The organism is Pseudoalteromonas sp. 2CM41L (assembly GCF_023161905.1).
GTDB lineage: Bacteria > Pseudomonadota > Gammaproteobacteria > Enterobacterales > Alteromonadaceae > Pseudoalteromonas > Pseudoalteromonas atlantica.
Genome location: NZ_JALNTN010000012.1, coordinates 1 through 25899, shown reverse-complemented (window position 1 = coordinate 25899; position 25899 = coordinate 1). Strand labels below are relative to the sequence as shown.

Below are 25899 nucleotides of genomic sequence, written 5' to 3'. Positions count from 1 at the left end.
TTACTTAAAAGCGTTTTGTTTGTCTACTTAAACGAAGAAACCGAGCACTAGGCTCGGTTTGCTTTAATCATACTTTGTGTATGTGGGAGTATTAGGCTGTTAATCGTTGCTTAATTAAACCAGAAAGCTTGCCCATATCGGCACGTCCTTCGGCTTTGCTTTTGATTATGCCCATTACTTTACCCATGTCTTGCATACCTGCTGCATTAGTATCAGCAATAGCCGCATCAATAAGGGCAACTATTTCTTCTTCACTCAATTGTTGAGGTAAAAAAGTTTCTAGTGCTGCGATCTCATTGGCTTCAATTTCGGCTAAATCTTCACGCCCAGCATCTTTGTACTGAGTGTAAGAATCACGACGTTGTTTAACAAGCTTCACTATAACGGAGGTAATACCTGCGTCGTCTAGTGTTATTTGCTCGTCAATCTCACGTTGCTTGATTGCGGCAAGCACCATGCGAATAGGGTTAAGACGTTGTTTGTCTTTCGCTCTCATCGCATCTTTTTGCGCATCTTTTAGCGTTATTAAAAGGCTCATTTATACAAGACCTAATACTATTAGTATAATTTAACGCGACGTGCGTTATCGCGAGAAAGCTTCTTCATGTGACGCTTAACCGCTGCAGCTTTTTTACGCTTACGCTCAGCTGTTGGCTTTTCATAGTGCTCGCGACGACGAACTTCTGAAAGGATACCTGCTTTTTCACATGAACGCTTGAAGCGACGAAGTGCTACGTCAAACGGTTCGTTCTCTCTTACTTTAATTACTGGCATTAAAAATTCACCTACCTAAATTATGAGCGTTGCTCAAGTTGATCAAACATTGATCAAGTGGTTCAAAAATGGTGCGGTATTGTAATCCGAAGCAACACCACATGTAAAGGATAATATTAACAGAAATGCAGCGGCTTAAATAGTGTTAATTTGGCTGGCGTTGGTATAGCCTACAGAATACTTGCCCTGCTTTTTTTTCTTTAATTAACAGCCAGTTATCTGGTTGTGAAAAGCTGCTTAGCTCGGTTTCTACCTCAACATAAATGAGCGCGTCTTCGCTAAGCCATTGGTTATTTTCTAATAAATCACAGCTACTTTGCGCTAAGTTTTTACGAAATGGTGGGTCAACAAAAACTAAATTAAATGGTGAATTTGTATTCTTTTGCTCTAAATATGAGAGTGAATTAGTGTGTTTTACCTGTGCATTTTCAAGCTTTAAGGTACTAATATTTTGCTCAATTTGCTTAGCAGCCGAGGCATCTAGTTCGATAAAAGTGGTGCTTTTAGCAAACCGAGAAAGCGCTTCAAAGCCAAGCCCGCCAGAGCCTGCAAAGCAATCGAGTACTGTTGCATCGCGCGTATCTTGCATTAACCAATTAAACACGGTTTCTTTAATGCGGTCTGTTGTTGGGCGTAGCCCTTCTACATTTTTTACCGGCAGTTTACGGCCACGAAATTGCCCGCTGATTACTCTAATAAAGCCGTCAGTAGATTTGCTAATTGCTTTATTTTTCGTTGTTTTTTTTCTCATTTAGGTCACTAAAAAATGGTATAAGGGATCTAGCTCAGATAATATTGTGCGTAGTTTACGTTTAGCTTCATTTTTCAACCGCATTAAAAGTGTTACTATTTAGCACTTACGTTTTGAACGGTTGTTTGGCCGGCACGCTTTGCTGAGCCACACCAAGCTATTTCAAATTTTAGTTTATCAGATTTTTATAAGTGGTTATTAGCAAGTATGGCAAAAAAAAGTAAATTCATGTCTTGGCTCGGTTTTGGTAAGTCAGATAAAAAACAAGCAGAAGCTGATAAACAACAGGCATTAGCTCAGCAACAAGAAGCTGAGCGCTTAGCGGCAGAAAAGGCCGAAGCAGAGCGTGAAGAACAAGCGCGTATTGCTGCTGAAAAAGCACAAGCAGAGCGTTTAGCAATTGAAAAGGCTAATGCAGAGTTGCTTGCAAAAGAGCAAGCCGAAGCACAGGCGCAACAACAAGCACAAGCTGCTCGTCTAGCTGAGCAAGAAGCGCAAATGCGTTTAGAGCAAGAGCGCATGGCTGCACAGCGAGCTGAGCAACAACGTTTAGACACAGAGCGCGAGCAAGCTGAGCAAGATGAAAAATTAGCAATTGAAAAAGCCAACGCTGAGTTGCTTGCGAAAGAGCAAGCTGAAGCACAGGCGCAACAACAAGCACAAGCCGCTCGTTTAGCAGAGCAAGAAGCGCAAATGCGTTTAGAGCAAGAGCGTGTTGCAGCAGAAAAAGCAGAAGCTGAACGTGTAGAGCAACAGCGAATTGCCACAGAACAAGCAGAAGCTGAACGTGCAGAGCAACAGCGAATTGCCGCAGAACAGGCAGAAGCTGAACGTGTAGAGCAAGAGCGTATTGCAGCAGAACAGGCAGAAGCTGAACGTGTAGAGCAAGAGCGTATTGCAGCAGAACAGGCAGAGGCTGAACGCTTAGAACAAGAGCGTATTGCACAAGAACAGGCAGAAGCTGAACGCGCAGAGCAAGAACGTATTGCTGCAGAAGCAGAAGCTGAGCGTTTAGAGCAACAGCGAATTGCTGCAGAACAAGCAGAAGCTGAGCGTTTAGAGCAACAGCGAATTGCCGCAGAGCAAGCAGAAGCTGAGCGCTTAGAACAAGAGCGTATTGCACAAGAACAGGCAGAAGCTGAACGTGCAGAGCAAGAACGTATTGCAGCAGAGGCCGAAGCTGATCGTTTAGAGCAAGAGCGCATTACGGCAGAGCTTGCAAAAGAAGAAGCTAAACTTGCCGAAAAGCCTAAAAAAGAAGGCTTTTTTTCACGTCTTAAAAAAGGGTTATTAAAAACCCGTGTAAATATAGGCTCTGGCTTTGCATCTATTTTTAGTGGTAAAAAAATAGACGATGATTTATTTGAAGATTTAGAAACACAGCTTCTTACCGCCGATTTAGGTGTTGATACCACCATGAAGCTGATTGATAGCCTTACTGATGCAGCTGATCGCAAGCAGCTTAAAGATGGCGATGCGCTTTATGACTTAATGAAGCAAGAAATGGCCGCAATGCTTAAAACAGCTGAGCAACCGCTTGAGATACATGCTGATAAAAAACCATTTGTTATATTAATGGTCGGTGTAAACGGCGTAGGTAAAACGACAACCATTGGTAAGTTAGCTAAGCAATTTCAAAATGAAGGTAAGTCGGTTATGTTGGCCGCAGGTGATACCTTTCGTGCAGCAGCCGTAGAGCAGCTGCAAGTGTGGGGCGAGCGTAACAGCATTCCTGTTATTGCCCAGCACACTGGTGCAGATAGTGCCTCGGTGGTGTTTGATGCATTTCAAGCCGCTAAAGCGCGTAATGTAGATGTATTAATTGCCGATACAGCAGGGCGCTTGCAAAATAAAGATAACTTAATGCAAGAGCTTGAAAAAATAGCCCGCGTAATGAAGAAAATTGACCCTGATGCACCGCATGAAGTTATGCTAACCATTGATGCGGGTACAGGTCAAAATGCAATTAGCCAAGTAAACTTATTTAATCAATGTGTTGGGTTAACCGGTATTACCCTTTCAAAACTTGATGGTACTGCTAAAGGTGGGGTTATATTTGCGGTTGCAGATAAGTTTAATATTCCTATTCGTTACATTGGTGTTGGCGAAGGTATTGATGATTTACGCGCATTTAAAAGCGATGACTTTATTGATGCTTTATTTAGCCAAGATGAGGATGACGCTTAATACATAAAAGGGAGCTTGCTCCCTTTTTTGGTCTGTTTATCTTTTGAGATTAAACATGCGCTGTCCTTTGGGCTATTTCTTTTTTTTGCTAGGTTTTACTTAGTCCTCTGGGCTATAAACCTTGCGCCGCGATTAAATAGGCTCTAGGCAAAGCAAATTTCAATCCTCAAAGGTCAACAGGCCCTAGCTAAGGAATTCCATTTTACTAATTTGGGACTGGCATAATAAAAAATGATAAATTTTCAGCAAGTAAGTAAAACCTATCCGGGTGGGCATCGCGCTCTCGAAAAAGTTACATTTCATATTAAGCCTGGCGAACTGGCTTTTTTAACAGGCCACAGTGGTGCGGGTAAAAGTACCTTATTAAAGCTCATTAGCTTAATGGAGCGCCCCTCTGCAGGCAACGTGCTAATTAATGGTGTTGATTTAAATAAAGTTAATTCTCGGCAAATTCCTTATGCGCGCCGCGATATTGGTATTATTTTTCAAAATCATCGATTGTTAGAGCGTTACACTGTGTTTGATAACGTTGCACTGCCGTTGATTATTGAAGGCACTCATCATAAACAAATCGCTAAACGAGTTCATGGTGCGCTAGATAAAGTAGGGCTGTTAGATAAAGTTAAATGCCATCCTTCTACACTCTCTGGTGGTGAGCAGCAACGCGTAGGTATTGCCAGAGCGATTGTAAATTCTCCGCCTATTTTATTAGCTGATGAACCAACGGGTAACCTTGACCCCGAGCTCTCTATGGAAATATTAAGGCTATTTGAAGATTTTAATAAACACGGTACGACAGTACTTATAGCAACACACGACCTTGGCCTGGTGTCGCGTTTAAAATACCGTAGCCTGACTTTAAAAGATGGCCGTATGCTTGAAGACCCACTTGCGGAGGGCACGCTGTGAGCTTGTTATTTAAAGGACGCCAAAACTCAAACGATAAACAAAAAAAATCAGCCATAGCTGGCGGTTATTTTTTTATTATTAATATTTTTCGCCAAGGGGTGCACAGTTTAGGTGAAATGTGGCGTACGCCACTTGCATCATTAATGACAATTGCTGTACTTGGGCTAAGTTTAACATTGCCTGCAACGCTTTATTTAGTCGTAAAAAATGTACAGCAAGTCAGTAGCGGGTTTGAAGAAGCCAGTGAAATATCGCTTTTTGTAAAAGAAAGTATGAGCGAGCAAGAAACACAAACCTTAGTAAAGCGTTTAGCACTTTACGCCGAGGTAGAAAGTGTTGAATTTATTTCTAAGCAGCAAGCACTAACAGAATTTAAAGATGTGTCGGGGTTTGGGCAAGCTTTAGAATACCTAGATAGCAACCCACTACCCGATGTTGTATTAGTGATACCTACTAAGCGGCATCGCCAGCCTAATGCGGCTAAAGCGCTGCTTACAAAGCTTGAGAACGAGCGCGAAGTAGATTTTGGTAAGCTTGATATTGCTTGGCTTGAGCGCCTAAATGCATTATTAGACTTATTAAAAGAAAGCGTTATCACAATTGCTTTATTACTTCTTACCTCTGTCACGCTTATTATTGGTAATACGATTCGTTTATCGATTATGGATAAAAAAGAAGAAATACAAGTAATGAAGTTAGTAGGTGCTACCAATACGTTTATACACGCTCCGTTTTTGTGGACCGGCATTTGGTATGGCGTTATAGGGGGCTTGTTTGCATTTATTTGTATTGCCTTAATGATGTGGTGGTTAACTAGCGCAGTAAGCAGCGTTGCAGGCGTGTATCAAACAAGCTTTTCGTTAATTGGTTTAACGCTTAATGAGTTTGGCGCATTAGTATTACTAGCAACCAGCTTAGGCTTTATTGGTTCTTACTTATCGGTAAACCGATATATTAAAGAAATTGAGCCTGATAAAGTATAAGTACGGCTGCTAATGGCTGACTCAAAAATGTCATGTTTGTATATTATTATCCTCAAATGAGATTAGTTGTAAATGCGCTGTTACGCTTGCGCTAATCTCTTGCAATCCCTTAGTTCATCACTTATTCAGTCGCATGTAGTAGACTTAACATACACTAAAAAACCGCTTGATTTACGCTTAAAAAAAGTTTTAAATTGGGGTTAGCACTCTTAGAGAAAGAGTGCTAAGATGGTTTCAAATGTTTATCACCGAGGTGAAAAATGAGTAAAGATTTATACGCAATGGCACTTACAGTTGGGCAACAAAGCGCAAGTATGGACGGCTACCTTCAAGCGGTTAGCACAATTCCTATGCTTAAAGCTGAGCAAGAGAAAGAGCTAGCAACACGACTTCAAGAAGAAGGCGATCTTAGTGCTGCAAAGCAACTCATTATGTCGCATTTACGCTTTGTAGCACATATTGCTAAAAGCTACTCGGGTTATGGTTTACCGCAAGCCGACTTAATCCAAGAGGGCAATATAGGCCTGATGAAAGCGGTTAAGCGTTTCGACCCGAGTGTGGGTGTACGTTTAGTGTCTTTCGCTGTTCATTGGATTAAAGCAGAAATTCATGAGTTTGTGCTTAAAAACTGGCGCATCGTAAAAGTTGCGACCACTAAAGCGCAACGTAAATTGTTTTTTAATCTTCGTAAAAACAAAAAACGTTTAGGTTGGTTTAACCAAGCTGAAGTAAGCACTGTAGCTAATGAGCTAGGTGTGAGTGAAAAAGAAGTTCGTGAAATGGAATCGCGCATGAGCGGCCAAGACATGGGCTTTGACTTAACGGGCGACGATAACGACGACGCACCCACAAGTACATATTCACCAGTACAATATTTAACAGACGGCTCAGCTGATTTAGCTGACGATATTGAGCAGCAACAATGGCAAGAGCAGTCACATACTCGTTTATTTAGCGCGCTTAAAACGCTAGACGAACGCTCACAAGACATTGTAAGTGCACGCTGGTTGTCTGATGACAAAGCAACACTACAAGAGCTTGCTGAAAAATACAGTGTATCTGCTGAGCGTGTTCGCCAGCTAGAAAAAACAGCGATGAAAAAGCTGCAAAGTGCTATGAGCTAATAGCGCAAAAAATGTAAAACTTAAAAAGCCCTGCATTAATATGCGGGGCTTTTTTTTAACTAAAAAAGCTAACTAAAAAGGTTAATAGAAAGTATCGTTTGTCTTGTTCTGCTTACCTCTAGTCACATCTATGTATCTTTTAATTAAATGTACGCTATTTAAAATTAATGAATAAGTTTGGTTTTAATTTAAATAGATGATTTTAGTTTGTTTTTAATTTGGGTATATGAAAATATTCGCGTACCTGAGCGACTTATCGCTCAAATCGTAGCTTAATTAAGTCATTTAATTGCTGGTTTGTTGCCTTTCAATTTCATTTAACGCGAGTATTTACACTCAATATGAACTCATATTCACTAAAGAAAAAAATCTTGCTATCGGTCGTTCTTGCCCTAGCCGTTATTATTGTATTGCTGTCCTGGAATAGCTATACCTCTCAAAAAGCGTTACTGCTAAAAAGCAGTATTGATAACGTAAGCCAATCTGGTAAGCAACAGGCTACGAGTATTGAAAATTGGCTAGCTAGTCGTCAGCAGATAATTAAATCGGTTGCGAATAAGGTTGAGGACAACACGCTCAGCGCACTACAGCAAGCAGCATTTTCAGGTGGCTTTCAGTTAACTTACTTTGGAGATAGTAGCGGAAAAATGACTGACTCTGATCCCAGTATTGATCGCACCGGCTACGATCCGCGCACTCGTCCATGGTATAAACAAGCACTGCTTCAAAGTAGCACCGTAATTACCAAACCTTATTTAGATACCGCGTATAATCTGTTGGTTGTTTCTATTGCTAAAACCACGCAAAGCGGTGTGGTTGCGGGGGATTTATCGATTGAGGCCTTGGCCGATAGCGTCAATACAATGTCTTTGCCTGCGGATGGGTACGCCATTATGATGCATAAAGATGGCACTGTGGTTGCCTACAAAGACGCTAGAAAAGTAATGGCAGATATTACGCGTATTGACTCGAAAATAAATCATCAATTAATTTTATCTAACAGTCAAAACGGTGAATTTACTCCTGTTTACTTTGAGAGTGAAGACCGAGAGAAGCTAGTTTGGGGTGAAAACATTAACAATACAGATTGGCAGTTGCTGTTTGTATTGGATAAACAAACTTTAGAGGCTCCGCTTATTAGTTTATTGCTGACCCAATTAGTGCTGGTTGCAGTAGCACTTTTACTGAGTGTGTTGGCTATTTCATGGTTATTGGGTGTATTGCTCGCCCCTTTGAGCCGAGTGTCGCAAGCTTTATCAACAATTGCAGATGGTAACGGTGATTTAACCCAGCGTATAACTGTTGATACGCAAGATGAAGTTGGGGTTCTGGCTGGTAGTTTTAATCGTTTTGTTAGCAGCCAACATGAACTGATCAGTCATATTCGTCAATTAGCTACTGACTTAGACTTTGATGCAGAGAAAAGCTTGATCACCAACCAAAGCAGTGTCAGTGAGTTGCAGCGCCAGCAACAAGAAGTGGCTATGGTTGCTACCGCGGTCACAGAAATGGCGAGTGCAACCCATGAAATTGCCGCTAATGCAGAAAACACCGCAACCGCATCGCAACAATCGGCACAAAGTAGCCGTGAAGGTAAGCTGTTAGTTGATAAAACCAGAAACACGATTAATTCACTCGCGGGCGAAATAGACCAAACTACCACAGTTATTGGTGAATTAAGTTTGCATGCTCAGGCTATATCGAGCATTTTAACTACCATTCAAGAAATTGCAGAGCAAACAAATCTCTTAGCACTTAATGCTGCAATAGAGGCCGCCCGTGCGGGATCGCAGGGGCGTGGTTTTGCAGTGGTTGCCGATGAAGTGCGCGTGTTATCAAGAAGAACACAAAACTCTACAGCCGAAATTTATACCACTATAGAAACCTTACAAAACACCACTAAAAAAGCAGTGAGCTTGATGGACAGCAGTAAGGGCTATGCCAACAATAGTGTGGATGATGTAAATGCTGCCGCACACGCACTAGAAGAAATTACTTTGGCGGTAAATGAGATTTCTGATATGGCGGGTCAAATAGCGGTTGCAGCAGAAGAGCAAACGCAAGTGACCAATGAAATTACTAGAAATACGGTTGCCATTAAAGATGTAACCGATGAAATAACTACCTCAGCTACCGCGCATTTAAGCCAAGCCGAAGTATTAAAAGACAGAGCTACAGATCTAAATGCCAAGGTAGCGACATTTGTTTTATAAATACCATACTTATAATTGAGTTAAATTAACTGATGGAGTAAGGTGCTCGCTTACTCCATCAGTTTAATGAAATGGCTTGTTGTTGGGCTATTTGTACATACTTACGTTCTACCAGCTGTGAGATTGGTACCAGTTCAAAGCCTTGCTCAGTGAGCTCAGGTAGCGCTTGGCGTAAAAAGTCGATGGTTTCTGGGTAGGGGTGGGCAATCGCTATGGCAAAGTGATGTTTAGTCGCTTTATATTTTAGCTCATCCAGCCTTTGCTGCAGTTGCTCATGCGTGGTTATATTGTCTAAAAACACATGGCGGCCAATATTTTCAACCCCGATAAAATTTGCCGCATTTTGCGCTTGGCTTAAGTCGGTAGTACGGCTATCTAAAAAGAATAAATTACGTTTTTTAAGTACTTCCATAGTCCACTTCATGGCTTGGCTTTGTTGAGTGAGTGCCGACCCCATATGGTTATTAACCCCTTTTACTTGCGGTAAGCTTGCCAACGCGGTGCCTAAAGTTTTTTGTAGCTGTTCTTTATCCATATTTACGGTGAGCCCGCCAGGCCCGAGTGCTTTACCGTTTAAGGCTTGCATAGGTACATGCAATAAAAGCTCTTTATTTGCTTGGCTGGCAAGCGTGGCAAAAATTTGAGAGTAGGGTGTGTGGGGCAAAATTGAATACGACAATTGCCCTGGTAAGCTAAGAAACTCTAAATCTCGCTGATGATAGCCAATATCATCAATTACGATGGCTATTTGCTTTGCCCAAGCAGTGCTAGATACAAAGCAGATAGCCAACAACAGCCATTTTATTATTTTCACGTTTATAGTTTTTATTATCTTTTTAATTTATTAAGGATATTTTTTAATCTCAGCGCCGGGTAATAAAGCTATCTCAGCAGACATTTTTAGCGCTAACTGCCTTGAATTTACTTAAAACTTATAGCTAAAGAACAGCACAATCTAATAGTGTTAATATTTATTCTGTTATTAAATCGCTTAGCTAGGGTTCAGATTATTTACTATTGCATGCTAAGTAATTGCTTAGCTTTTACTAACTGCAAGTCGCCCAGTATTTCATGTTCAAATTGTGGTGCATTTTTGTTCTGCTCATTTTTTATTATAACGGCTTTATTTGATTGTGGAAGGGTTGCTTGCGCAATTGCTACATCGGGGGTAACGCCTACGCCTTCAATCGATACGCCCGCAGGTGTAAAGTACTTAGCAGTTGTTAATTTTAGCGCTGTATTACCATCACCAAGTGGGATCAAAGATTGCACCGATCCTTTGCCATAAGACTGATTACCAACCACTGTAGCGCGCTGATTGTCTTTTAAAGCGGCTGCGAGTATTTCTGCCGCAGAGGCCGAATTTTCATTAATAAGCACCACAATAGGCAAGCCTTTAAGTATGTCGCCTCGTTTAGCGTAGTAGGCTTGGTTAGCGTCGTAATAGCGCCCTTTAGTGGTGACTATAGTGCCGCTTTGTAAAAATAGATCCGCTACCGCCACTGCGCTTTGTAAAGTACCACCTGGGTTGTCACGTAAATCAATAACTAACCCTTTAAGGGGCGTGCGATAATCATTTTTAAGTGCAGCTACCTGCAGCGCCACTTCATGTAAGGTGTGATTAGAAAAATTATTTATGGCTAAATACCCAGTGCCTGAGTCGAGTAATTGGCTAGTGGCGCTTTCTAAGTTTATTTCTTTGCGATTTACCGCAAAGCTAATTGGTTGCTGCTGCCCTGCGCGTTTTATTGTTAGTTTAACCGCGTTAAAGCGGGTATCTTTTATCAACGCGGCTACTTGCTCTAAGCTACGTGTTTGCGTGTTTGTATCATTAACACTAACTATAATATCGCCCGCTAAAATACCGGCCTTTTTGGCTGGGGAGTTTTTAACAACGCCAACAATTGTAATATCACTGTCAATGTCTTTCACTTCAATGCCCACGCCAGTGTAATGGCCATTTGTATTATTAAACAAAGCGTCTAAGTCATTTTCATTGAGGTATTTAGAATAAGGGTCTAGCTGGTCGAGTAAAATTTCTACTTGCTGATTATTAAAGGCACCCTGTGCACCTTTTGTCAGTGATAAGTCATCAACATAATAGGCTTTAATGTTGAAGAGTATTTCAGAAATTTGCTGACTTTTAAGATCTTTAACTGAGCTGGCAAGTAATGAATTGCTAAAACAAAAAATAGCAATACAGGTCAATGCGCACAACAAAAACGAATAGCGCGTACGGGAAGAGGGAAATGAGCGTGTTTGTGGTATTTTTTGAGTCATCAGCTGCTCCTAATGCGGTGCAGCTGTTTTATTCACTTAAATACGTCTGCACCATTTAACAGGATTTACTGCGCGTCCTTTGTGGCGTATTTCAAAGTATAGACCAGAACTCGACTGTCCGCCGCTTTGACCTACTAATGCCAGCGTTTCGCCTTCTCGAACCATGTCGCCCACATCTTTTAATAATGTTTGCGCATGGCCGTATAGGCTCATAAAGCCCTCACCATGATCAACCACAATAACCCAGCCAAAGCCTTTAAGCCAATCAGCAAAAACAACTTGGCCATTATTAATACTGTTTACATTAGTGCCTTCTTTTGCACCAATTAACACGCCTTTCCAGTCTATGCCGCCATGTTTGCGCTGACCAAATGTGTGTTTTAGCTTTCCTTTGCTGGGCCAATTAAGCTTGCCTTTGCTTTTATTAAGGCCGAGCAATTCAATTTTTTGAGTCTTCTCTTGCTCAAGTTCTTCAATGGTGGTGATTAATGTTTGCTCGTTGTCTTTTAAGTAATTAATCGAGCTTTTAGTGCTATTGAGCTGTGCTTGTAAGTTTTTAAGGTTAGTTTGGCGCTCGCTTTGGGCATTTACTAGCGCGCTTTGGCGTCTTTTTTGTTCTTCAAATAAGGCGGCTAATTTTTGTTTGGTTTTGGCAAGTGCAGCTTGGTTTTCTGCAATTTGTTGTTGTAGTACTTTAAGCTCTTCAATCTGCTCTATGCGCGCTTTATTTAAATAGTTGTAATAGCTTAAGGTACGCTCAAATTTAGCTGTGTCTTGTTGGTTTAAAAGCATTTTGGGGTAGTCGTCGCCCCCAGCCATGTAAGCACTTTTTAGCTGGGCGGCTAAAATGGCTTGAAATTGCGCGTGTTGCGCTTTTAATTGCTGTGCTTTTTGTTGCTGTGCTTGTTGTTTTTGCTCGGCTTCTTTTACTGATTGCTCAGCCATATTGAGGGCTTTGGCATTTTTAGCTATTTCTAACTCGTGTTTTTTTAAGTTTTTTTGCAGTGCAGCAATTTTTTTTCGCTGTGCGTTGTACTCTGCTTGGCTTTGCTCTAATGCAGATTGCACTTCAGATAGGTCTTTTTTAGTGCGGTTTTCGTTAGCGGTTGCAGGGGCAACCACTAACGAAACCAATACAAATGTATAAACACTAAACCAATTTACTGGTTTGGTCATGTGTTATTTCAACGTCATGATTGGCGTGCCGGTCATTTCGCTTGGTTGCTCCATGCCCATGAGGTGTAGCATAGTAGGTGCTACATCACTTAATGCTTTGCCTTCACTTGGCGTTGCATCGCGTCCTACATAAATAAATGGCACTGGCTCGCTAGTGTGAGCGGTATGAGCTTGGCCCGTGGCAGTATTTGCCATTTGCTCTGCATTACCGTGATCGGCTGTGATAAGCGCTTCACCACCAAACTCATCTAGCGCTTCTACCACGCGGCCTATACATGCATCAACAGCTTCACAGGCTTTAACCGCGGCTTCAAACACACCAGAGTGACCCACCATATCGCCATTCGGGTAATTACAAATAATAGCATCAAACTTACCGCTTTTAATGGCTTCAATAAGTTTGTCGGTTAGCATTTCAGAATTCATTTCTGGCTGAAGGTCATAAGTGGCAACCTGTGGAGAAGGAATTAATTCGCGTGATTCGCCTTCAAATTCATCTTCGCGTCCGCCACTAAAGAAAAACGTAACATGAGCGTATTTTTCTGTTTCAGAAATACGTAGCTGCGTTTTGCCATTTTTTTCAAGCCATTCACCTAATACGTTTACCAGTGGCGTAGGGCCAAATGCGACAGGGGCATCAATATCGGCTGAGTATTCTGTCATCATTACAAATGCGCTTAACTGTGGTGATTTTTTCTTTTCGAATCCGTCAAAGTCTGGCTCTACAAAGGCACGGGTGATTTCACGGGCGCGGTCGGCTCTAAAATTAGCAAAGATGATGGTGTCGCCATCATTAATTTGTGCTGCTTCAGTGCCTTGTGGCGCGATGGTGGTTGGAGCTACAAATTCATCGTTTTCGTCGCGCTCATAGGCGGCTTCTAATGCCGATACACCATCAGCATAATTAAATTCGCCTTCACCTAATGTCATTACATTGTAGGCTTTTTCTACACGGTTCCAACGGTTGTCTCTGTCCATGGCGTAATAACGGCCCACAAGAGACGCTAAGCGGCCACAATTTAGCTCGGCAAATAAGGCTTCTATACGCTCTATTGATGCTTTAGCACTGCGTGGTGGTGTATCACGGCCATCTAAAAAGCCATGAAAATATACTTCTTTTGCACCGCGTTTAGCGGCTAATTGAATACTTGCGACAATATGATCTTCGTGGCTGTGAACACCACCTGGGCTTAATAAACCCATAATATGCACGGCTTTGCCTGCAGCGACTGCTTTATCGATGTTTTCAACAAGTGCAGGAGTTGAGTCAAATTCGCCATCGTTGATTGCTTTGGTAATGCGAGTAAAATCTTGATAAACAACACGACCAGCACCTAAATTTACATGGCCTACTTCTGAGTTACCCATTTGCCCTTCAGGTAAGCCTACATCTAAACCTGAGCCTGAAATTAATGTGCGTGGACGGGTTGCCCATAGGTTGTCTAAAACGGGGGTGTTGGCTGCAAGAATCGCATTGCTTTGCTCATCTTCGCGGTATCCCCAACCGTCTAAAATCATTAATACCAGTGGTTTTTTATGCTCTGTCATAATAGCTCCTGAAAATTAGCACCTGTTGATGGGTACTGTGCGCCGAAAGGTTATCTGGTTAGTTTTAGCATACCGTGTTTTAGCGCCAGAATCAGCACTGAGAACAAGATATTAAATTTTTTACTTACTTTCATATATGGGGTGCTTTATGTGTTTTTAAAGCGCAGCAAACTCGCATTTTAACTTGGTTTGGGTATACTTGCGTGGCTAAAGTACAAAATACCTAGAATATTAGGGCGTGTTGCACTTTGGTGGCTGAATTTGCAGCAGTATGTTTGGTTTTTAGGTAAGGCAGAGTCTATGAAGTGTGGTATTCCCCATAAATAGGCGATAACGTAGCATAAATACCAAACATGCGCTGCCCGTTGGGTTCTTTCTAGGGACTATTACCTTTTTGTTGCCTACATGGATGTAGGTAAGGGGCGTGAGCAGGATGCGGAAGCTTTGCTCGGTTTTTACTTAGCCCACTAGGTTACAAATCTCGCGCCGCGATTTAATCGCCTCTAGATTGAACAAATTTCAATCCACAAAGGCCAACACGCCCTAGATTTAGAACATAATTTCATAGTGGAAGTAGAATGGATCAATATATTGAATTTATTACAAATCATCCTATTTTAAGCCTAGCTTGGGTTGGTCTTGTATTCCTTATTGTAAGCGGCTGGATAAAGAGCAAGTTTTCAGCAGTTAGAGAAATAAACCCACAGCAATTAACACTTCTTATTAATCGTGAAGATGGCAAAGTAGTTGATATTCGTGCTCAAAAAGAATTTAACGCAGGTCGTATTGCGGGTGCTGAACACTTAAGCCCTGAAAAAGCAAAACAATCTGACTTTTCAAGCCTTGAAAAGCACAAGAGCAAACCCATTATACTAGTATGTGCCACAGGCATGACTGCTCAAGGTATTGCTAATGCAATGCATAAAGCAGGCTTTGAATCGGTTTATGTATTATCAGGTGGTATGGGGTCGTGGCAATCTGCCAGCCTTCCAACTACAACAGGTCGCTAATCAGTTTAGTAGTACCGATAGAGGATTTATTATGAGTAATGTTGTTTTATACACCAAAGCGTACTGTCCATTTTGCCAACGTGCTCTTGCACTTTTAAACAGTAAAGGCGTTGAGTACACAAATATTGATATTGGTGTTCAACCAGAGCTTCGCGATGAAATGATTGCTAAAGCAGGTGGCGCAAGCACAGTACCGCAAATTTTTATTAATGATGAACATATCGGTGGCTGCGACGACATGATGGCTATTGAAGCGCAAGGTAAACTTGACGCTAAGCTAAATGCTTAATTTTAATTATAAAAACTAACACGTAGGAAGCACAATGAACGAAGAAAATCAAAACGCAGCAGCACAAGAAGGTGGCGCACAATTTACTATTCAACGTATTTACACTAAAGATGTATCGTTTGAAACGCCTAACTCGCCTGCGATTTTTCAAAAAGAATGGACGCCAGAAGTTAAGCTAGACCTAGACACGCGCTCTAATAAGCTAGACGAAGGTGTGTTTGAAGTGGTTTTAGCACTAACGGTTACTGCTTCTATTGGTGAAGAAACTGCGTTTTTATGTGAAATTCAGCAAGCCGGTATTTTTACAGTTGGTGAGCTTGAAGAAGTACAACTAGCACATATGCTAGGTGCATACTGCCCTAACGTGTTATTCCCATACGCGCGTGAAGCCGTATCTAATCTTGTTAACCGTGGTACTTTCCCACAGCTTAACCTTGCGCCAGTGAACTTTGATGCGTTATTTGCACAATACATGCAACAACGTACTGCGCAAGCTGAGCAGGTTTCAGCAGACGCATAATTTATGAGTACAGCAACTTCAGCTGTTACCGTATTAGGAGCGGGGTCTTACGGCACCGCTCTTGCTATTTGCTTAGCCCGAAATGGTCACCAAGTGACACTTTGGGGTCGCAATAGCGACGACGTTGCCACGCTTGCAGCTGAGCGGAAAAATCAACGTTACCTTCCTGATGTACCATTCCCCGACACTCTTTTATTACAAGCCGATTTACAACAAGCCGTAGCCAGCAGTGCCATTGTACTTGTGGTTGTGCCAAGCCATGCCTTTGCAGATACATTGCAGCAAATTAAACCTGCGCTGGTTGAAGGTGCGCAAGTTGCGTGGGCAACAAAAGGGCTTGAGCCAAATACTGGTCGCTTGTTACAAGAGGTTGCCCTGCAGGAACTAGGTGATGAGATGCCGCTTGCGGTTTTATCAGGGCCAACCTTTGCAAAAGAAATGGCAATGGGGCTACCTACTGCTATATCGGTGTCGTCTACCTCAACGGAGTTTGCGCAACAACTTGCAGATCTTCTCCATTGTGGGCGCTCGTTCCGCGTGTATAACAACGATGACTTTATTGGCATTCAGTTAGGTGGCGCGGTTAAAAACGTAATAGCCATTGGTGCAGGTATGTCTGATGGGGTGGGCTTTGGTGCTAATGCACGTACGGCACTGATCACTCGCGGCTTAGCTGAGCTAACGCGCTTAGGGTGTGCCTTAGGTGCAAAGCAAGAAACCTTTATGGGTATGGCCGGACTTGGCGATTTAATCTTAACATGTACCGACAATCAATCGCGCAACCGTCGCTTTGGTTTGGCATTAGGTAAAGGTGAAGGGGTTGATGCTGCTATTGAGTCCATCGGGCAAGTTGTTGAAGGCTTTAGAAACACAAAAGAAGTGTATTTATTAGCACAACGCGCCGGTGTAGAAATGCCTATTACTGAGCAAATTTATAAAGTACTTTATGAAAATAAAGATATGAAAGAAGCCGCCATGGCATTATTAGGCCGAGAGCAGCGCGCCGAATAAATGAGCATATAATACTCACTTTATTAAAAGCATGAACTTGCTTTGCTATAAAAAAACCGACGCTATGTCGGTTTTTTATTGTTTGGTACAAGGTGCTTATTGCGCGTTAGGAAAGCCTAGCTGGCGCCAAGATTCATAAACGAATACCGCCACTGCGTTAGATAGGTTCATACTACGGCTATTGGGCTGCATAGGAATGCGCACACGCTGATCGTTAGGTAGCGCTTGAATCATCTCATCGGGGAGGCCGCGAGTTTCTGGCCCAAACACCAAGCAATCACCTGCTTGATAACTGGCTTCGTGATGAAACTGGCTGCCTTTAGTGGTGCATGCATACACTTTTTTAGGTTGGCACTTTTCAAGGTAGGCTTCAAACGAGGCATGGCGCTGTACGTTACTAAACTCGTGGTAATCTAGCCCGGCACGTTTTACTCGCTTATCGTCCCACTCAAAACCTAATGGCTCAATTAAATGCAATGAGTAACCTGTGTTTGCACACAAGCGTATGATATTTCCTGTATTTGGTGGAATTTCAGGTTGATATAAAACGATATCCAGCATAATGCGCCTTTCTATTAATCTATAATTTGACGAGTGGCAGTATACACGAAACCGGTAAAAAAAATGATATACTCGCGCCATTGAATACCGCAAGTAGTGAATATTAACGTGCATCACCGTAGTTACGAATTTTGGGTTAAAACATCAAGCATAGTTACCATGGTTATGGTTAGCTTAATGATAGCCGCTAAAACCTGGGCGTGGTTGGCATCGGGTTCAGCTTCTATGCTTGGCTCATTAACCGACTCATTAATGGATATTACCGCCACGGCCATGAGCTTTTTAGTGCTAGGGTATGCACTGCGCCCAGCAGATGACGATCACCGTTTTGGCCATGGCAAAGCAGAAGCCCTAGCCGGACTTGGTCAGGCTGCGTTTATAGCAGGGTCGGGGTGCTTATTGGCGTTTCACGGTATTGAGCGATTATTTAACCCAATTGTGCTTAGTCATTCACTGTTGGGTGTGTGGGTGAGTATATTTGCTATTGCTTGTACGTTAGTGATTGTGTTTTTTCAGATCAAAGTGGTTAAGCATACCGAATCCATCGCTATTAAAGCAGACTCGGTGCATTACAAAGGGGATTTAATTTTAAATGCCGCGGTATTACTTGCTATTTTGCTCTCGTACTATGGGGTGTTATACGCAGATCCGCTGTTTGCCATAGGCGTTGCCGGTTACTTACTTTATAACAGTTGGGATATTGCGTGTGAGAGTGCCGATCATCTAATGGATAAAGAACTCCCAGATGATGAAAAACAAAGTATTTTAGATATTGCTAACGCACATAAAGATGTACACGGTGTACATGATATCCGCACTCGCCAAGGCGGTAAAATTAAGTTTATGCAAATGCACTTAGAGCTTGATGATCATTTAAGTTTAATACGTGCCCACAATGTGGCTGACGATGTAGAAAAGGCGCTTGCCGAGCGCTTTGACTCTGAGGTTGATATTTTAATTCATCTAGATCCGCTTTCGGTGGTACCTAAGTATCAAACGAAGAACAAAACTGATACAAGCGCATAAGCACAGGTTTTCTAATTTCGTCGCGTTCAAACAATAACTCGTGCTTAGCCCCTGCAAAGCTTTTCAGCTCGGCATTAGGGAGCCTATTTACGAGCTTTTGTTGCGCGTTGTTATCAACCACTTCATCGTTTTGTGCGCTGGCAATAAAAATAGGGAGGTTGATTGTGTGGGTATCCACGGCAGACATAAAAGCAAAGCTTGCATTTAACCAACCATATGTAACGCCGCCTAACTGTAAAAGTGGCTGTTGTTGATAAGTGAGCCTAAAGAGGTTGTACCGCACTTGGCTGCTGGTTAAAGTATTAAGCGCAAATTCTTCTGGGTTGTAATCGTTTTGCCCTAGCGCATAACTGTAGCCAAAACCGAGCTTTGTGGCGGCGCTGGCTATAAATTTAGCTACTGGTTTAGGAATACCTTTAGTGTAAATATCAAACATGGGCGCAGATAAAAACGCACCGCTGAAAGTATGCGAGTAATTTGCAAAATAATCGTACGCTATAGCGCCGCCCATAGAGTGGGCTAATAATATTTTTTTGCCTTGCCAGTGCTTATTTACAATATGTTGGTTAAATAAATCTAAGTCGGCACTGTAATCACTAAAGCGTTTTACATACCCCTTGTGCTTATTTTTTAACGGTCGATACGAGCGGCCTTGCCCTTGGTGGTCGGCTATAAATACCGCATAGTTATTAGTATAAAGCTCCCACAGTAGCTCTTTGTATTTTTCAAGCCCTTCTATGCGCCCAGAGCTAATTACTATGGCAGTGTTAGCTGTTTCTGGCACTGCGTAAGCAAAAAACAGTTTACCTTCAGATGCATTAAAATAGTTTTTATTAAGTACATTTTCGTAAAAGTGATTAATGCGTGCTTGGTTACTTTCAAGCGCTGATTCGGTACTGTAAAACATGCTTACTCTTTAATTAGTGGCAGGGTGATATTGGCACAAAGCCCGCCTTTTTCTTTATTAGATAGCGCTAAACTACCGCCGTGGGCAATAATAGCATTTTTAGCGATAGCTAAGCCAAGCCCTGTGCCGCCACTTACTCTGTCGCGAGCATCAGATTGCCTAAAGAAGGGCTCACAAAGCTTGCTAAGTTGCTCATTTGGAACGCCAGGGCCATCGTCGCAAATCTCTATATAGATTTGGCTGTTGTAGTGTACGTTAAAGCTAATGTTGCTGTGCGCGTATTTTATTGCGTTACGTAATAGGTTTTCGAGTGCGCTGGCAACTAATGATTCATCGCAGCTTAGCATTACATCGGCATTGCCACTAAAAGTAAGTGTTTTAGTATTTTGCTTGGCTTCAAACTGCGCATCGTTTAATACGTGCTCTACTATATCTTTTAACGATTGCTTTTGCAGTGACAGAGTTTGGCTTTGCGCTTCTAAACGCGACACTTGCAGCACATCGGCAATCATTTTATCAAGCTGGTTTGCTTCTTTTTCTATACGTAATAAATACGACTGGCTTGCCTCGTTGGCTTGCATTTGTGCAAGCCCCGTTGCCATTTTTAAACGCGTAAGCGGGGAGCGTAACTCGTGAGATATATCAGCCAGTAAGCGCTTTTGGGCACTAATAAGTTGCTCAAGCTGATTAGCCATGCTGTTAAAGTCGCGCCCAAGTACTCCTAACTCGTCTTTTCTGCTTGCAGGTATGGCAACTCGCGCTGATAAATCGCCAGATGAAAGCTTTATAGCTGCTTTTTTAAGGCTGTTAATTGGGGCGATTAAATTGCGGCTAAAAATAAAACTCAGGATTAAAGAGGCAAAAATAGCTACGAGTACTTTCATCCAATTTGGCATTAACTTAAAGCGCATGAGCAAAGGAGGTTGGTGGTTAATGTCTATTTCGTAGAGGTAAAACTGCCCCTCTGGCACGTTAATATTAACAGGGCCGAAAGCTTGGTATTTTTCGGTAAAAATGACCTGTGGCGCCAAGTTTTGACTAAAGCTAAGTAAGTTTAAATCTATTTCAGCGGGGATCTCTTTATTGCTTAATGCGTCTTCGGGTTGTGCTGCGCCTAAAAATAAAATCTTTCGTTTTGAAAGCCTAGGGTGCGATAAAACATCAGCAAGGGTGCGCTTGTGCTTAGTGGCGCTTCGCTCAATACTTTTGGCAGTATAAATTAGGTTTTTTTTCATTGGCCCACGCAAAGGCTCGGTGCTTACTGCATTAATTGCCGTAATGTTGCTTAAGAATATAAGCGCAGCCACCGTGCCTGTTATTGTTAGCCAAAACCAAATAAATATTTTAAAAAATAAATAATGCCGAGGGTGCTTTAGCCATGCAAAGTAATGTTTATTACTCACCTTGGATGAAGACATAACCTGTTCCTCGCATTGTTTTTATTCGCTCGCCTTGAATATGCTCAGCTATTTTTTTACGAATATTGCTAACGTGCATATCAATTGAGCGGTCGAACGAAGCTAAGCGCCTGCCTAATACTTCTTCACTTATTTGCTCTTTACTGACAACTTCGCCGGCGTTTTTAATTAGTAACACCAGTACTTCGTACTCTGTGCCAGTAAGCGTGAGGGTGTGCTCGTTAATAGCGGCCTCTCGGGCTGCCAGATTAACCGTAATGCCATTTATATTCATTTTGCTAGGCGTTGCAACGTTTAGGCTATTTATGTGCTCTATACGGCGGGTAATGGCTTTTACACGGGCAAGTAACTCGCGGTGATTAAATGGCTTGGGTATGTAGTCGTCTGCGCCAAGTTCTAAGCCAAAAATGCGATCAAAGTCTTCGCCTTTTGCAGTAAGCATAATAACCGGTGTTAACTTTGTTTGCCTAAGTTGTTTAAGTACTTCAAAGCCATCAAGGGTGGGGAGCATGACATCAAGCAATATCAGCGCGTAGTCATTTGATAGAGCAAGCTTTAAACCTTGCTCGCCATCGTGAACGCTTTGTACGTCAAAACCTTGCGCGGCTAAATATTCAGTGAGTAGTTCGCACAAACCTGTGTCGTCATCAATCATTAATAGCTTCATTTCAAACCCTTAGGCAATTTCTATATGGTTATTTTACTTCTTAAATTGTGCAAAAGTGAATCTTTACACAACCTTTACACTGCTTTGCGTTACTTTGCGTTGAGTTATGTATAGTTAACTTACTGGCTTAGCAGTCACAACCAAATTCAATCCATCCAATATTAAGGTGATGATTATGACTAAAGTAAATACACTTTCAAAATTAGTACTTATTTGTGGTCTAGCAACGGCTACACTTGGCGCCGGTAGCGTATTAGCAAAAGGCGGCATGCACGATAAGCAAGGCCATTCTCAAGCGCGTTTTTTATTATCTGAGCGCGGTGCCGACAAGCTTGATTTAACGCAAGAACAGCAAACTAAGCTTGAAGCTATTTTTGAAGCGCAAAAAACACAGATGAAAGCACTGCGCGGCGATGATAAAGAAGCCCGTACAGCACAGCGTAAGGCTCAAAAAGAGAAAATGGATGCTTTACTTAGCGCACCAACATTTGACGAAAACGCTGCAAAAGAGCTATTAGCTGCACGCCACGAAAAAGGCACTGAGTTTGGCTTAATTAAGCTAAAAACACAGCATCAAGTAATGCAGGTACTTAACGCAGAGCAGCAAGAAAAGTTTGCAAAAATGCAAAAGCGTATGGGTAAAAAACACCGTAAGCAAAGAGACTAATTTATAGATTACACACTAAAAAGCCAGCTTAATGCTGGCTTTTGTCGTTTAAGAGGGTGAAAAACGCTTATTTAAAAAAGTCGTCATCGTTTTTAGCCATCATCTCTTCAATATCTTCAATCATATCTTGGCTAATTTGGTTAGCCGAGGTAATAGGCGTTGATATTTTATTGTTCTCAAAAGACCATTCACCTAAATCAATAAGCTGACAGCGCTTAGAACAAAAAGGACGGTGTGGGCTTTGCTGTGACCATTCAACTTTGTTTTTACAGGTTGGACAGTTAACAATTGTTGGCATACTTTACTCTCTACAATGTGTTTTAGCCCTAATTAGGGCTATCACTTTTACATATTGGTTACGCGATTAATTTCAGCCAGAGACGTTAAACCATCGGCGGCTTTTCGTAAACCCGATAATCGCAAGTTATTAAACCCAGCTTGTAGCGATACCTCTGCTATTTCGAGCGAGTTGCCACCGCGCATAATAATTTGTGCAATTTCAGGAGTAATTTGCATGACTTCGTAAATACCCACTCGGCCTTTGTAACCATCGGTGCAATTTTCGCAGCCTTTGGGTGCGTATAGTGTCATATCTTCAATTTGTGTTGTGCTAAATCCTTGACGAGCCAACTCTTCTGCTGGCAGTGTTTCAGGGGTTTTACACTTAGGGCATAAACGCCTAGCTAAGCGCTGGGCAATAATCAAACTTATAGAGCTTGCCACGTTATACGCAGGCACGCCCATATTTAATAAACGCGTTATGGTTTCGGGCGCTGAGTTGGTATGTAGTGTAGATAACACTAAGTGACCTGTTTGCGCCGCTTTAATTGAAATTTCTGCGGTTTCTAGGTCACGTATTTCACCTACCATCACTACATCTGGATCTTGACGTAAAAATGCACGCAGGGCGTTAGCAAAGGTCATTTCGGCTTTAGGGTTAATTTGTACTTGGTTAACCCCTTCAAGGTTTATCTCAACCGGATCCTCGGCGGTACTAATGTTACGCTCTGGCTGGTTAAGTATATTTAAACCGGTATAAAGCGATACGGTTTTACCCGACCCGGTAGGGCCGGTAACTAGTATCATGCCTTGCGGTTGCCCAAGCGCATCCATGTAGAGCTTTTTTTGATCCTCTTCGTAACCTAATACGTCAATACCTAGCATGGCGCTTGATGAATCAAGAATACGCATTACTATTTTTTCGCCCCATAATGTAGGCATAGTACTTACACGAAAATCGATGCTTTTACGCTCTGTAATTTTTAATTTAATACGGCCATCTTGTGGTTTACGTTTTTCAGCAATATCGAGCCTCGACATTACTTTGATACGCGCCGACAGTTTACTTGCTAAGGTATTGGGTGGGTTGGCAACTTCATGCAAAATACCATCAATACGAAAGCGAATACGGTATTTGTGCTCGTAAGGTTCAAAGTGTAAATCAGAAGCGCCTTTTTTAATGGCATCCATTAATATTTTATTGATATAAACAATGATTGGCGCATCGTCTTTATCATCATCTTTAGGTGTGGTTTCTTTAGGGCCTTCACTATCTAGGTCGACAAACTCTTTAAATTCATCGGCGCTTAAATCTAAGCTGCCTGCAGCATCAAGTAGTTGCTCAATTTTGTTATCTAGCTGAATATAGTCAACCACGACTATTTCGCACGATAAGCCGGTGCTAAATTCAAAGTTTTCAAAGGCACCGTAGTCAGTTGGATCTGAGGCGGCAATGTATACTTTTCTGCCTTTTTGAACCAGCGGTAAAATGTGGTGTTTACGTATTAGCTTTTCTTTAACTAAGTCTTCGGGGATTTGTGCAGGGTCGAAGTCTTTTAAATCAAAATACGGTACGCGAAATAAGTCTATACATTGTTCAGCTAAGTCGTTGCTGTCAATTTTTCCACATTTAGATATAAGCTCAGCGGTTGAGGCAAACTCTTGCTGTTTTGCTTTTACGGTATCGGCATCAATGCGGCCAAGCGTTATAAATTTTCTCAATAACGGTGAGTTAATATTCATTGCGCACCTATTTTAGTCCTTCAATAGTTAACAATTTATCAGAAAAAAGCAGGTGATTAAATTCGCTGTGCTTATCAACACCTTTTTTGCTAACCAAATTACGAGTTTATGTTGTTATGACCGCATTAAGGGGCATTAGTTGTATTTTATACTGCATATTGTAGGTAATTTTTATGAAGAACAACAAGTTCTGCATGAACAAGTGATAAATCGCGGTCATTATTTAGAATATCATCGGCTTTTTGTTGTTTTTCTTCCCGTGGCATTTGTGACGCTATAATGCTATTTACCTGCTCAAGGCTAATATTGTCGCGTTTTATAGTACGTTCAATCTGCACAGGCTGTGGTACATCAATTAATAAAGTACGGTTGCAGTATTTGTTAAGTTTATTTTCAAACAATAATGGTGCAACCAATACAACATAAGCACTGCTTGCATTATTTAAATCGGTGAGTATTTTTTCCCGAATAAGCGGGTGCAATAGTGCGTTAAGCCACTCTTTATCATCATTGTTGGTAAATATTTTAGTGCGCAGCGCTGCTCTGTTTAATGTGCCATCGGGTAGTAAAATACCCTCGCCAAAGTGTTCAATAATTGCATTTAGCCCTGTGCTATTAGGCGCTACCACTTGGCGAGCAATAATGTCCGCATCAACAACGCAAATACCTAGTTCTTCAAACATATTACTAACAGCCGTTTTACCGCAGCCAATACCGCCTGTTAAACCCAATACCCAATTGTTTATTTTAGTTGCTGGCTTATTCATACTAATAACCAATTAAATTAAAATATGCAGCTTGAATTTGAGCGCCCCACAGCAGCGTTATCCAACCCGCGATAGCTAAGTAGGGGCCAAATGGGATAGGGGTTGCTTTGTCTTTACCTTGGATACTTAAAAGGGCAATACCAATAATGGCGCCCACCACACTTGAAAGCAAAATAATGGTTAATAGTGACTGCCAGCCAAGCAGTGCGCCAAACACGGCCAGTAACTTAAAATCGCCATAGCCCATGCCTTCCTTGCCGGTTAATAGCTTAAATAACCAAAATACACTCCACAGGCTTAAATAGCCGCAGGCTGCCCCCACTATCGCATCGCTTGGGCTTATTGTTAAACCCATTACAGCGGCTATAAGTGCAAGCCATACTAAAGGCAAAGTGAGCTGATCGGGCAGTAGCATATGGTCAATATCAATAAAGGTGAGCGCGACTAAAATCCAGGTTACAAAAATATATAAAAGGGCGTGCTCAGTAGCGCCAAAGTTGTAGGCAATAACTAAACTTAATAGTGCGGTAATGGCTTCAACTATCGGGTAACGCGCTGATATTGGGTTACTGCAATTAGCGCATTTACCTTTAAGCATAATCCAACTAATAATAGGGATATTCTGCCAAGGCTTAATCGCGGTTTTGCATTTAGGGCAGGTAGAATTAGGTTTTACTAAATTAAATGACTCATTGGTGTTGGTTTGTGTAGGTTTGTTTGTTAGTTCATCTTCTAATAATAATCTACATTCACTTTGCCATTCTCGCTGCATCATTAACGGAAGTCGATAAATAACTACATTTAAAAAACTACCGACACATAAACTAATTAAGCCAACCGTGGTTAAATAAAACCACTGCTGACTTTGCATCGCAGTGGTTATATCAAGAAAAAGATTTTCCATTAAAATACCTAACTTCAGGCCATTTATAGGCCAATTTTATTTCGCTGAGTTGAATAGCTTTTACTATTCATTTTATCTTGCAAGCTATTAATTAGCGTTTGAAATTTTGCTTACAGCTTACAGCTTACAGCTTACAGCTTACAGCTTACAGCTTACAGCTTACAGCTTACAGCTTACAGCTTACA

26 protein-coding genes are annotated in these 25899 nt (G+C 41.8%); 11 read left to right on the top strand and 15 right to left on the bottom strand.

Annotation, left to right across the window (positions count from 1 at the left end; genetic code table 11):
• Positions 1–91 precede the first annotated feature (91 nt).
• The 3 genes from MTF64_RS13850 to rsmD form a co-directional block, all read right to left on the bottom strand.
• Complete coding sequence (locus MTF64_RS13850) at positions 92–538, bottom strand: GatB/YqeY domain-containing protein (RefSeq protein ID WP_004588626.1); 447 nt, start codon at positions 536–538, stop codon at positions 92–94.
• Positions 539–558: 20 nt separating this feature from the next.
• Entirely contained in the window at positions 559–774 is a 216-nt protein-coding gene (rpsU, locus tag MTF64_RS13845; RefSeq protein ID WP_002957797.1) for a 30S ribosomal protein S21, read from the bottom strand.
• 145 nt (positions 775–919) lie between these two features.
• Positions 920–1525 carry a 16S rRNA (guanine(966)-N(2))-methyltransferase RsmD gene (gene rsmD, locus MTF64_RS13840; RefSeq protein ID WP_004588625.1) on the bottom strand — a complete coding sequence of 202 codons (606 nt, stop codon included), beginning with the start codon at positions 1523–1525 and terminating at the stop codon, positions 920–922.
• Positions 1526–1732: 207 nt separating this feature from the next.
• Here rsmD and ftsY point away from each other — a divergent pair, with 207 nt between their 5' ends.
• The 5 genes from ftsY to MTF64_RS13815 all read left to right on the top strand — a co-directional run bounded on the left by ftsY (position 1733) and on the right by MTF64_RS13815 (position 8941).
• On the top strand, positions 1733–3712 hold the full coding sequence (ftsY, locus tag MTF64_RS13835; RefSeq protein WP_248451746.1) for a signal recognition particle-docking protein FtsY: 1980 nt from the start codon (positions 1733–1735) through the stop codon (positions 3710–3712).
• 231 nt (positions 3713–3943) lie between these two features.
• Complete coding sequence (gene ftsE / locus MTF64_RS13830; RefSeq protein ID WP_004588623.1) at positions 3944–4621, top strand: cell division ATP-binding protein FtsE; 678 nt, start codon at positions 3944–3946, stop codon at positions 4619–4621.
• Positions 4618–5604 (top strand): permease-like cell division protein FtsX, encoded by a 987-nt coding sequence (ftsX, locus tag MTF64_RS13825; RefSeq protein WP_248451745.1) that lies wholly within the window; start codon positions 4618–4620, stop codon positions 5602–5604. The genes ftsE and ftsX overlap by 4 nt, the downstream gene beginning before the upstream one ends.
• A 260-nt stretch (positions 5605–5864) precedes the next feature.
• Entirely contained in the window at positions 5865–6728 is an 864-nt protein-coding gene (gene rpoH, locus MTF64_RS13820; RefSeq protein WP_004588621.1) for an RNA polymerase sigma factor RpoH, read from the top strand.
• 341 nt (positions 6729–7069) lie between these two features.
• Complete coding sequence (locus tag MTF64_RS13815; protein WP_096042353.1) at positions 7070–8941, top strand: methyl-accepting chemotaxis protein; 1872 nt, start codon at positions 7070–7072, stop codon at positions 8939–8941.
• Between the two features lie 58 nt (positions 8942–8999).
• On the opposite strand, the gene MTF64_RS13810 is transcribed toward MTF64_RS13815, so the two are convergent.
• From MTF64_RS13810 to gpmM, 4 genes are all read right to left on the bottom strand, one after another.
• Entirely contained in the window at positions 9000–9755 is a 756-nt protein-coding gene (locus tag MTF64_RS13810; protein WP_248451744.1) for a divergent polysaccharide deacetylase family protein, read from the bottom strand.
• Positions 9756–9955: 200 nt separating this feature from the next.
• On the bottom strand, positions 9956–11221 hold the full coding sequence (locus MTF64_RS13805) for a S41 family peptidase (protein WP_248451743.1): 1266 nt from the start codon (positions 11219–11221) through the stop codon (positions 9956–9958).
• A 36-nt stretch (positions 11222–11257) separates the two neighbouring features.
• Positions 11258–12397, bottom strand: coding sequence for a peptidoglycan DD-metalloendopeptidase family protein (locus tag MTF64_RS13800; RefSeq protein ID WP_248451742.1), 1140 nt, complete (start codon positions 12395–12397; stop codon positions 11258–11260).
• A gap of 3 nt (positions 12398–12400) precedes the next feature.
• On the bottom strand, positions 12401–13945 hold the full coding sequence (gene gpmM / locus MTF64_RS13795; RefSeq protein WP_248451740.1) for a 2,3-bisphosphoglycerate-independent phosphoglycerate mutase: 1545 nt from the start codon (positions 13943–13945) through the stop codon (positions 12401–12403).
• 578 nt (positions 13946–14523) lie between these two features.
• On the opposite strand from gpmM, the gene MTF64_RS13790 reads away from it, so the two are divergent.
• From MTF64_RS13790 to gpsA, 4 genes are read left to right on the top strand one after another with little or no spacing between them, the layout of a single operon-like run.
• Complete coding sequence (locus MTF64_RS13790; protein ID WP_004588616.1) at positions 14524–14955, top strand: rhodanese-like domain-containing protein; 432 nt, start codon at positions 14524–14526, stop codon at positions 14953–14955.
• Between the two features lie 31 nt (positions 14956–14986).
• Positions 14987–15244: a glutaredoxin 3 gene (gene grxC, locus MTF64_RS13785; RefSeq protein ID WP_004588615.1), complete on the top strand. Its 258-nt coding sequence runs from the start codon at positions 14987–14989 to the stop codon at positions 15242–15244.
• A 34-nt stretch (positions 15245–15278) separates the two neighbouring features.
• Positions 15279–15764, top strand: a complete 486-nt coding sequence (gene secB, locus MTF64_RS13780) for a protein-export chaperone SecB (protein ID WP_004588614.1) — start codon at positions 15279–15281, stop codon at positions 15762–15764.
• A gap of 3 nt (positions 15765–15767) precedes the next feature.
• Positions 15768–16775 (top strand): NAD(P)H-dependent glycerol-3-phosphate dehydrogenase, encoded by a 1008-nt coding sequence (gpsA, locus tag MTF64_RS13775; RefSeq protein ID WP_024031407.1) that lies wholly within the window; start codon positions 15768–15770, stop codon positions 16773–16775.
• 96 nt (positions 16776–16871) lie between these two features.
• Here gpsA and trmL read toward each other — a convergent pair whose 3' ends face one another.
• Complete coding sequence (trmL, locus tag MTF64_RS13770) at positions 16872–17336, bottom strand: tRNA (uridine(34)/cytosine(34)/5-carboxymethylaminomethyluridine(34)-2'-O)-methyltransferase TrmL (protein WP_004588612.1); 465 nt, start codon at positions 17334–17336, stop codon at positions 16872–16874.
• 108 nt (positions 17337–17444) lie between these two features.
• On the opposite strand from trmL, the gene MTF64_RS13765 reads away from it, so the two are divergent.
• The gene (locus tag MTF64_RS13765) at positions 17445–18362 is read left to right on the top strand and encodes a cation diffusion facilitator family transporter (RefSeq protein ID WP_029773365.1); all 918 of its coding nucleotides are present in this window, start codon (positions 17445–17447) and stop codon (positions 18360–18362) included.
• On the opposite strand, the gene MTF64_RS13760 is transcribed toward MTF64_RS13765, so the two are convergent.
• The 3 genes from MTF64_RS13760 to MTF64_RS13750 are packed head-to-tail and all read right to left on the bottom strand — an operon-like array spanning position 18322 to position 21354.
• Positions 18322–19269, bottom strand: coding sequence for an alpha/beta fold hydrolase (locus MTF64_RS13760; RefSeq protein WP_096740204.1), 948 nt, complete (start codon positions 19267–19269; stop codon positions 18322–18324). The genes MTF64_RS13765 and MTF64_RS13760 overlap by 41 nt on opposite strands.
• Before the next feature lie 2 nt (positions 19270–19271).
• A complete protein-coding gene (locus MTF64_RS13755) occupies positions 19272–20687 on the bottom strand; it encodes an ATP-binding protein (RefSeq protein ID WP_248451738.1) in 1416 nt (471 codons plus the stop codon).
• Positions 20665–21354 carry a response regulator gene (locus MTF64_RS13750; protein ID WP_004588608.1) on the bottom strand — a complete coding sequence of 230 codons (690 nt, stop codon included), beginning with the start codon at positions 21352–21354 and terminating at the stop codon, positions 20665–20667. Before MTF64_RS13750 ends, MTF64_RS13755 begins: the two co-directional genes overlap by 23 nt.
• Positions 21355–21529: 175 nt before the next feature.
• Here MTF64_RS13750 and MTF64_RS13745 point away from each other — a divergent pair, with 175 nt between their 5' ends.
• Positions 21530–22021, top strand: coding sequence for a Spy/CpxP family protein refolding chaperone (locus tag MTF64_RS13745; RefSeq protein WP_248451737.1), 492 nt, complete (start codon positions 21530–21532; stop codon positions 22019–22021).
• A gap of 67 nt (positions 22022–22088) precedes the next feature.
• Here MTF64_RS13745 and yacG read toward each other — a convergent pair whose 3' ends face one another.
• From yacG to MTF64_RS13725, 4 genes are all read right to left on the bottom strand, one after another.
• Complete coding sequence (gene yacG, locus MTF64_RS13740) at positions 22089–22319, bottom strand: DNA gyrase inhibitor YacG (protein ID WP_024031401.1); 231 nt, start codon at positions 22317–22319, stop codon at positions 22089–22091.
• 47 nt (positions 22320–22366) lie between these two features.
• Complete coding sequence (gene pilB, locus MTF64_RS13735; RefSeq protein ID WP_248451736.1) at positions 22367–24043, bottom strand: type IV-A pilus assembly ATPase PilB; 1677 nt, start codon at positions 24041–24043, stop codon at positions 22367–22369.
• A gap of 146 nt (positions 24044–24189) precedes the next feature.
• Positions 24190–24810: a dephospho-CoA kinase gene (gene coaE / locus MTF64_RS13730; protein WP_004588604.1), complete on the bottom strand. Its 621-nt coding sequence runs from the start codon at positions 24808–24810 to the stop codon at positions 24190–24192.
• Between the two features lies 1 nt (position 24811).
• Positions 24812–25714: an A24 family peptidase gene (locus tag MTF64_RS13725; protein WP_282447026.1), complete on the bottom strand. Its 903-nt coding sequence runs from the start codon at positions 25712–25714 to the stop codon at positions 24812–24814.
• Positions 25715–25899 lie beyond the last annotated feature (185 nt).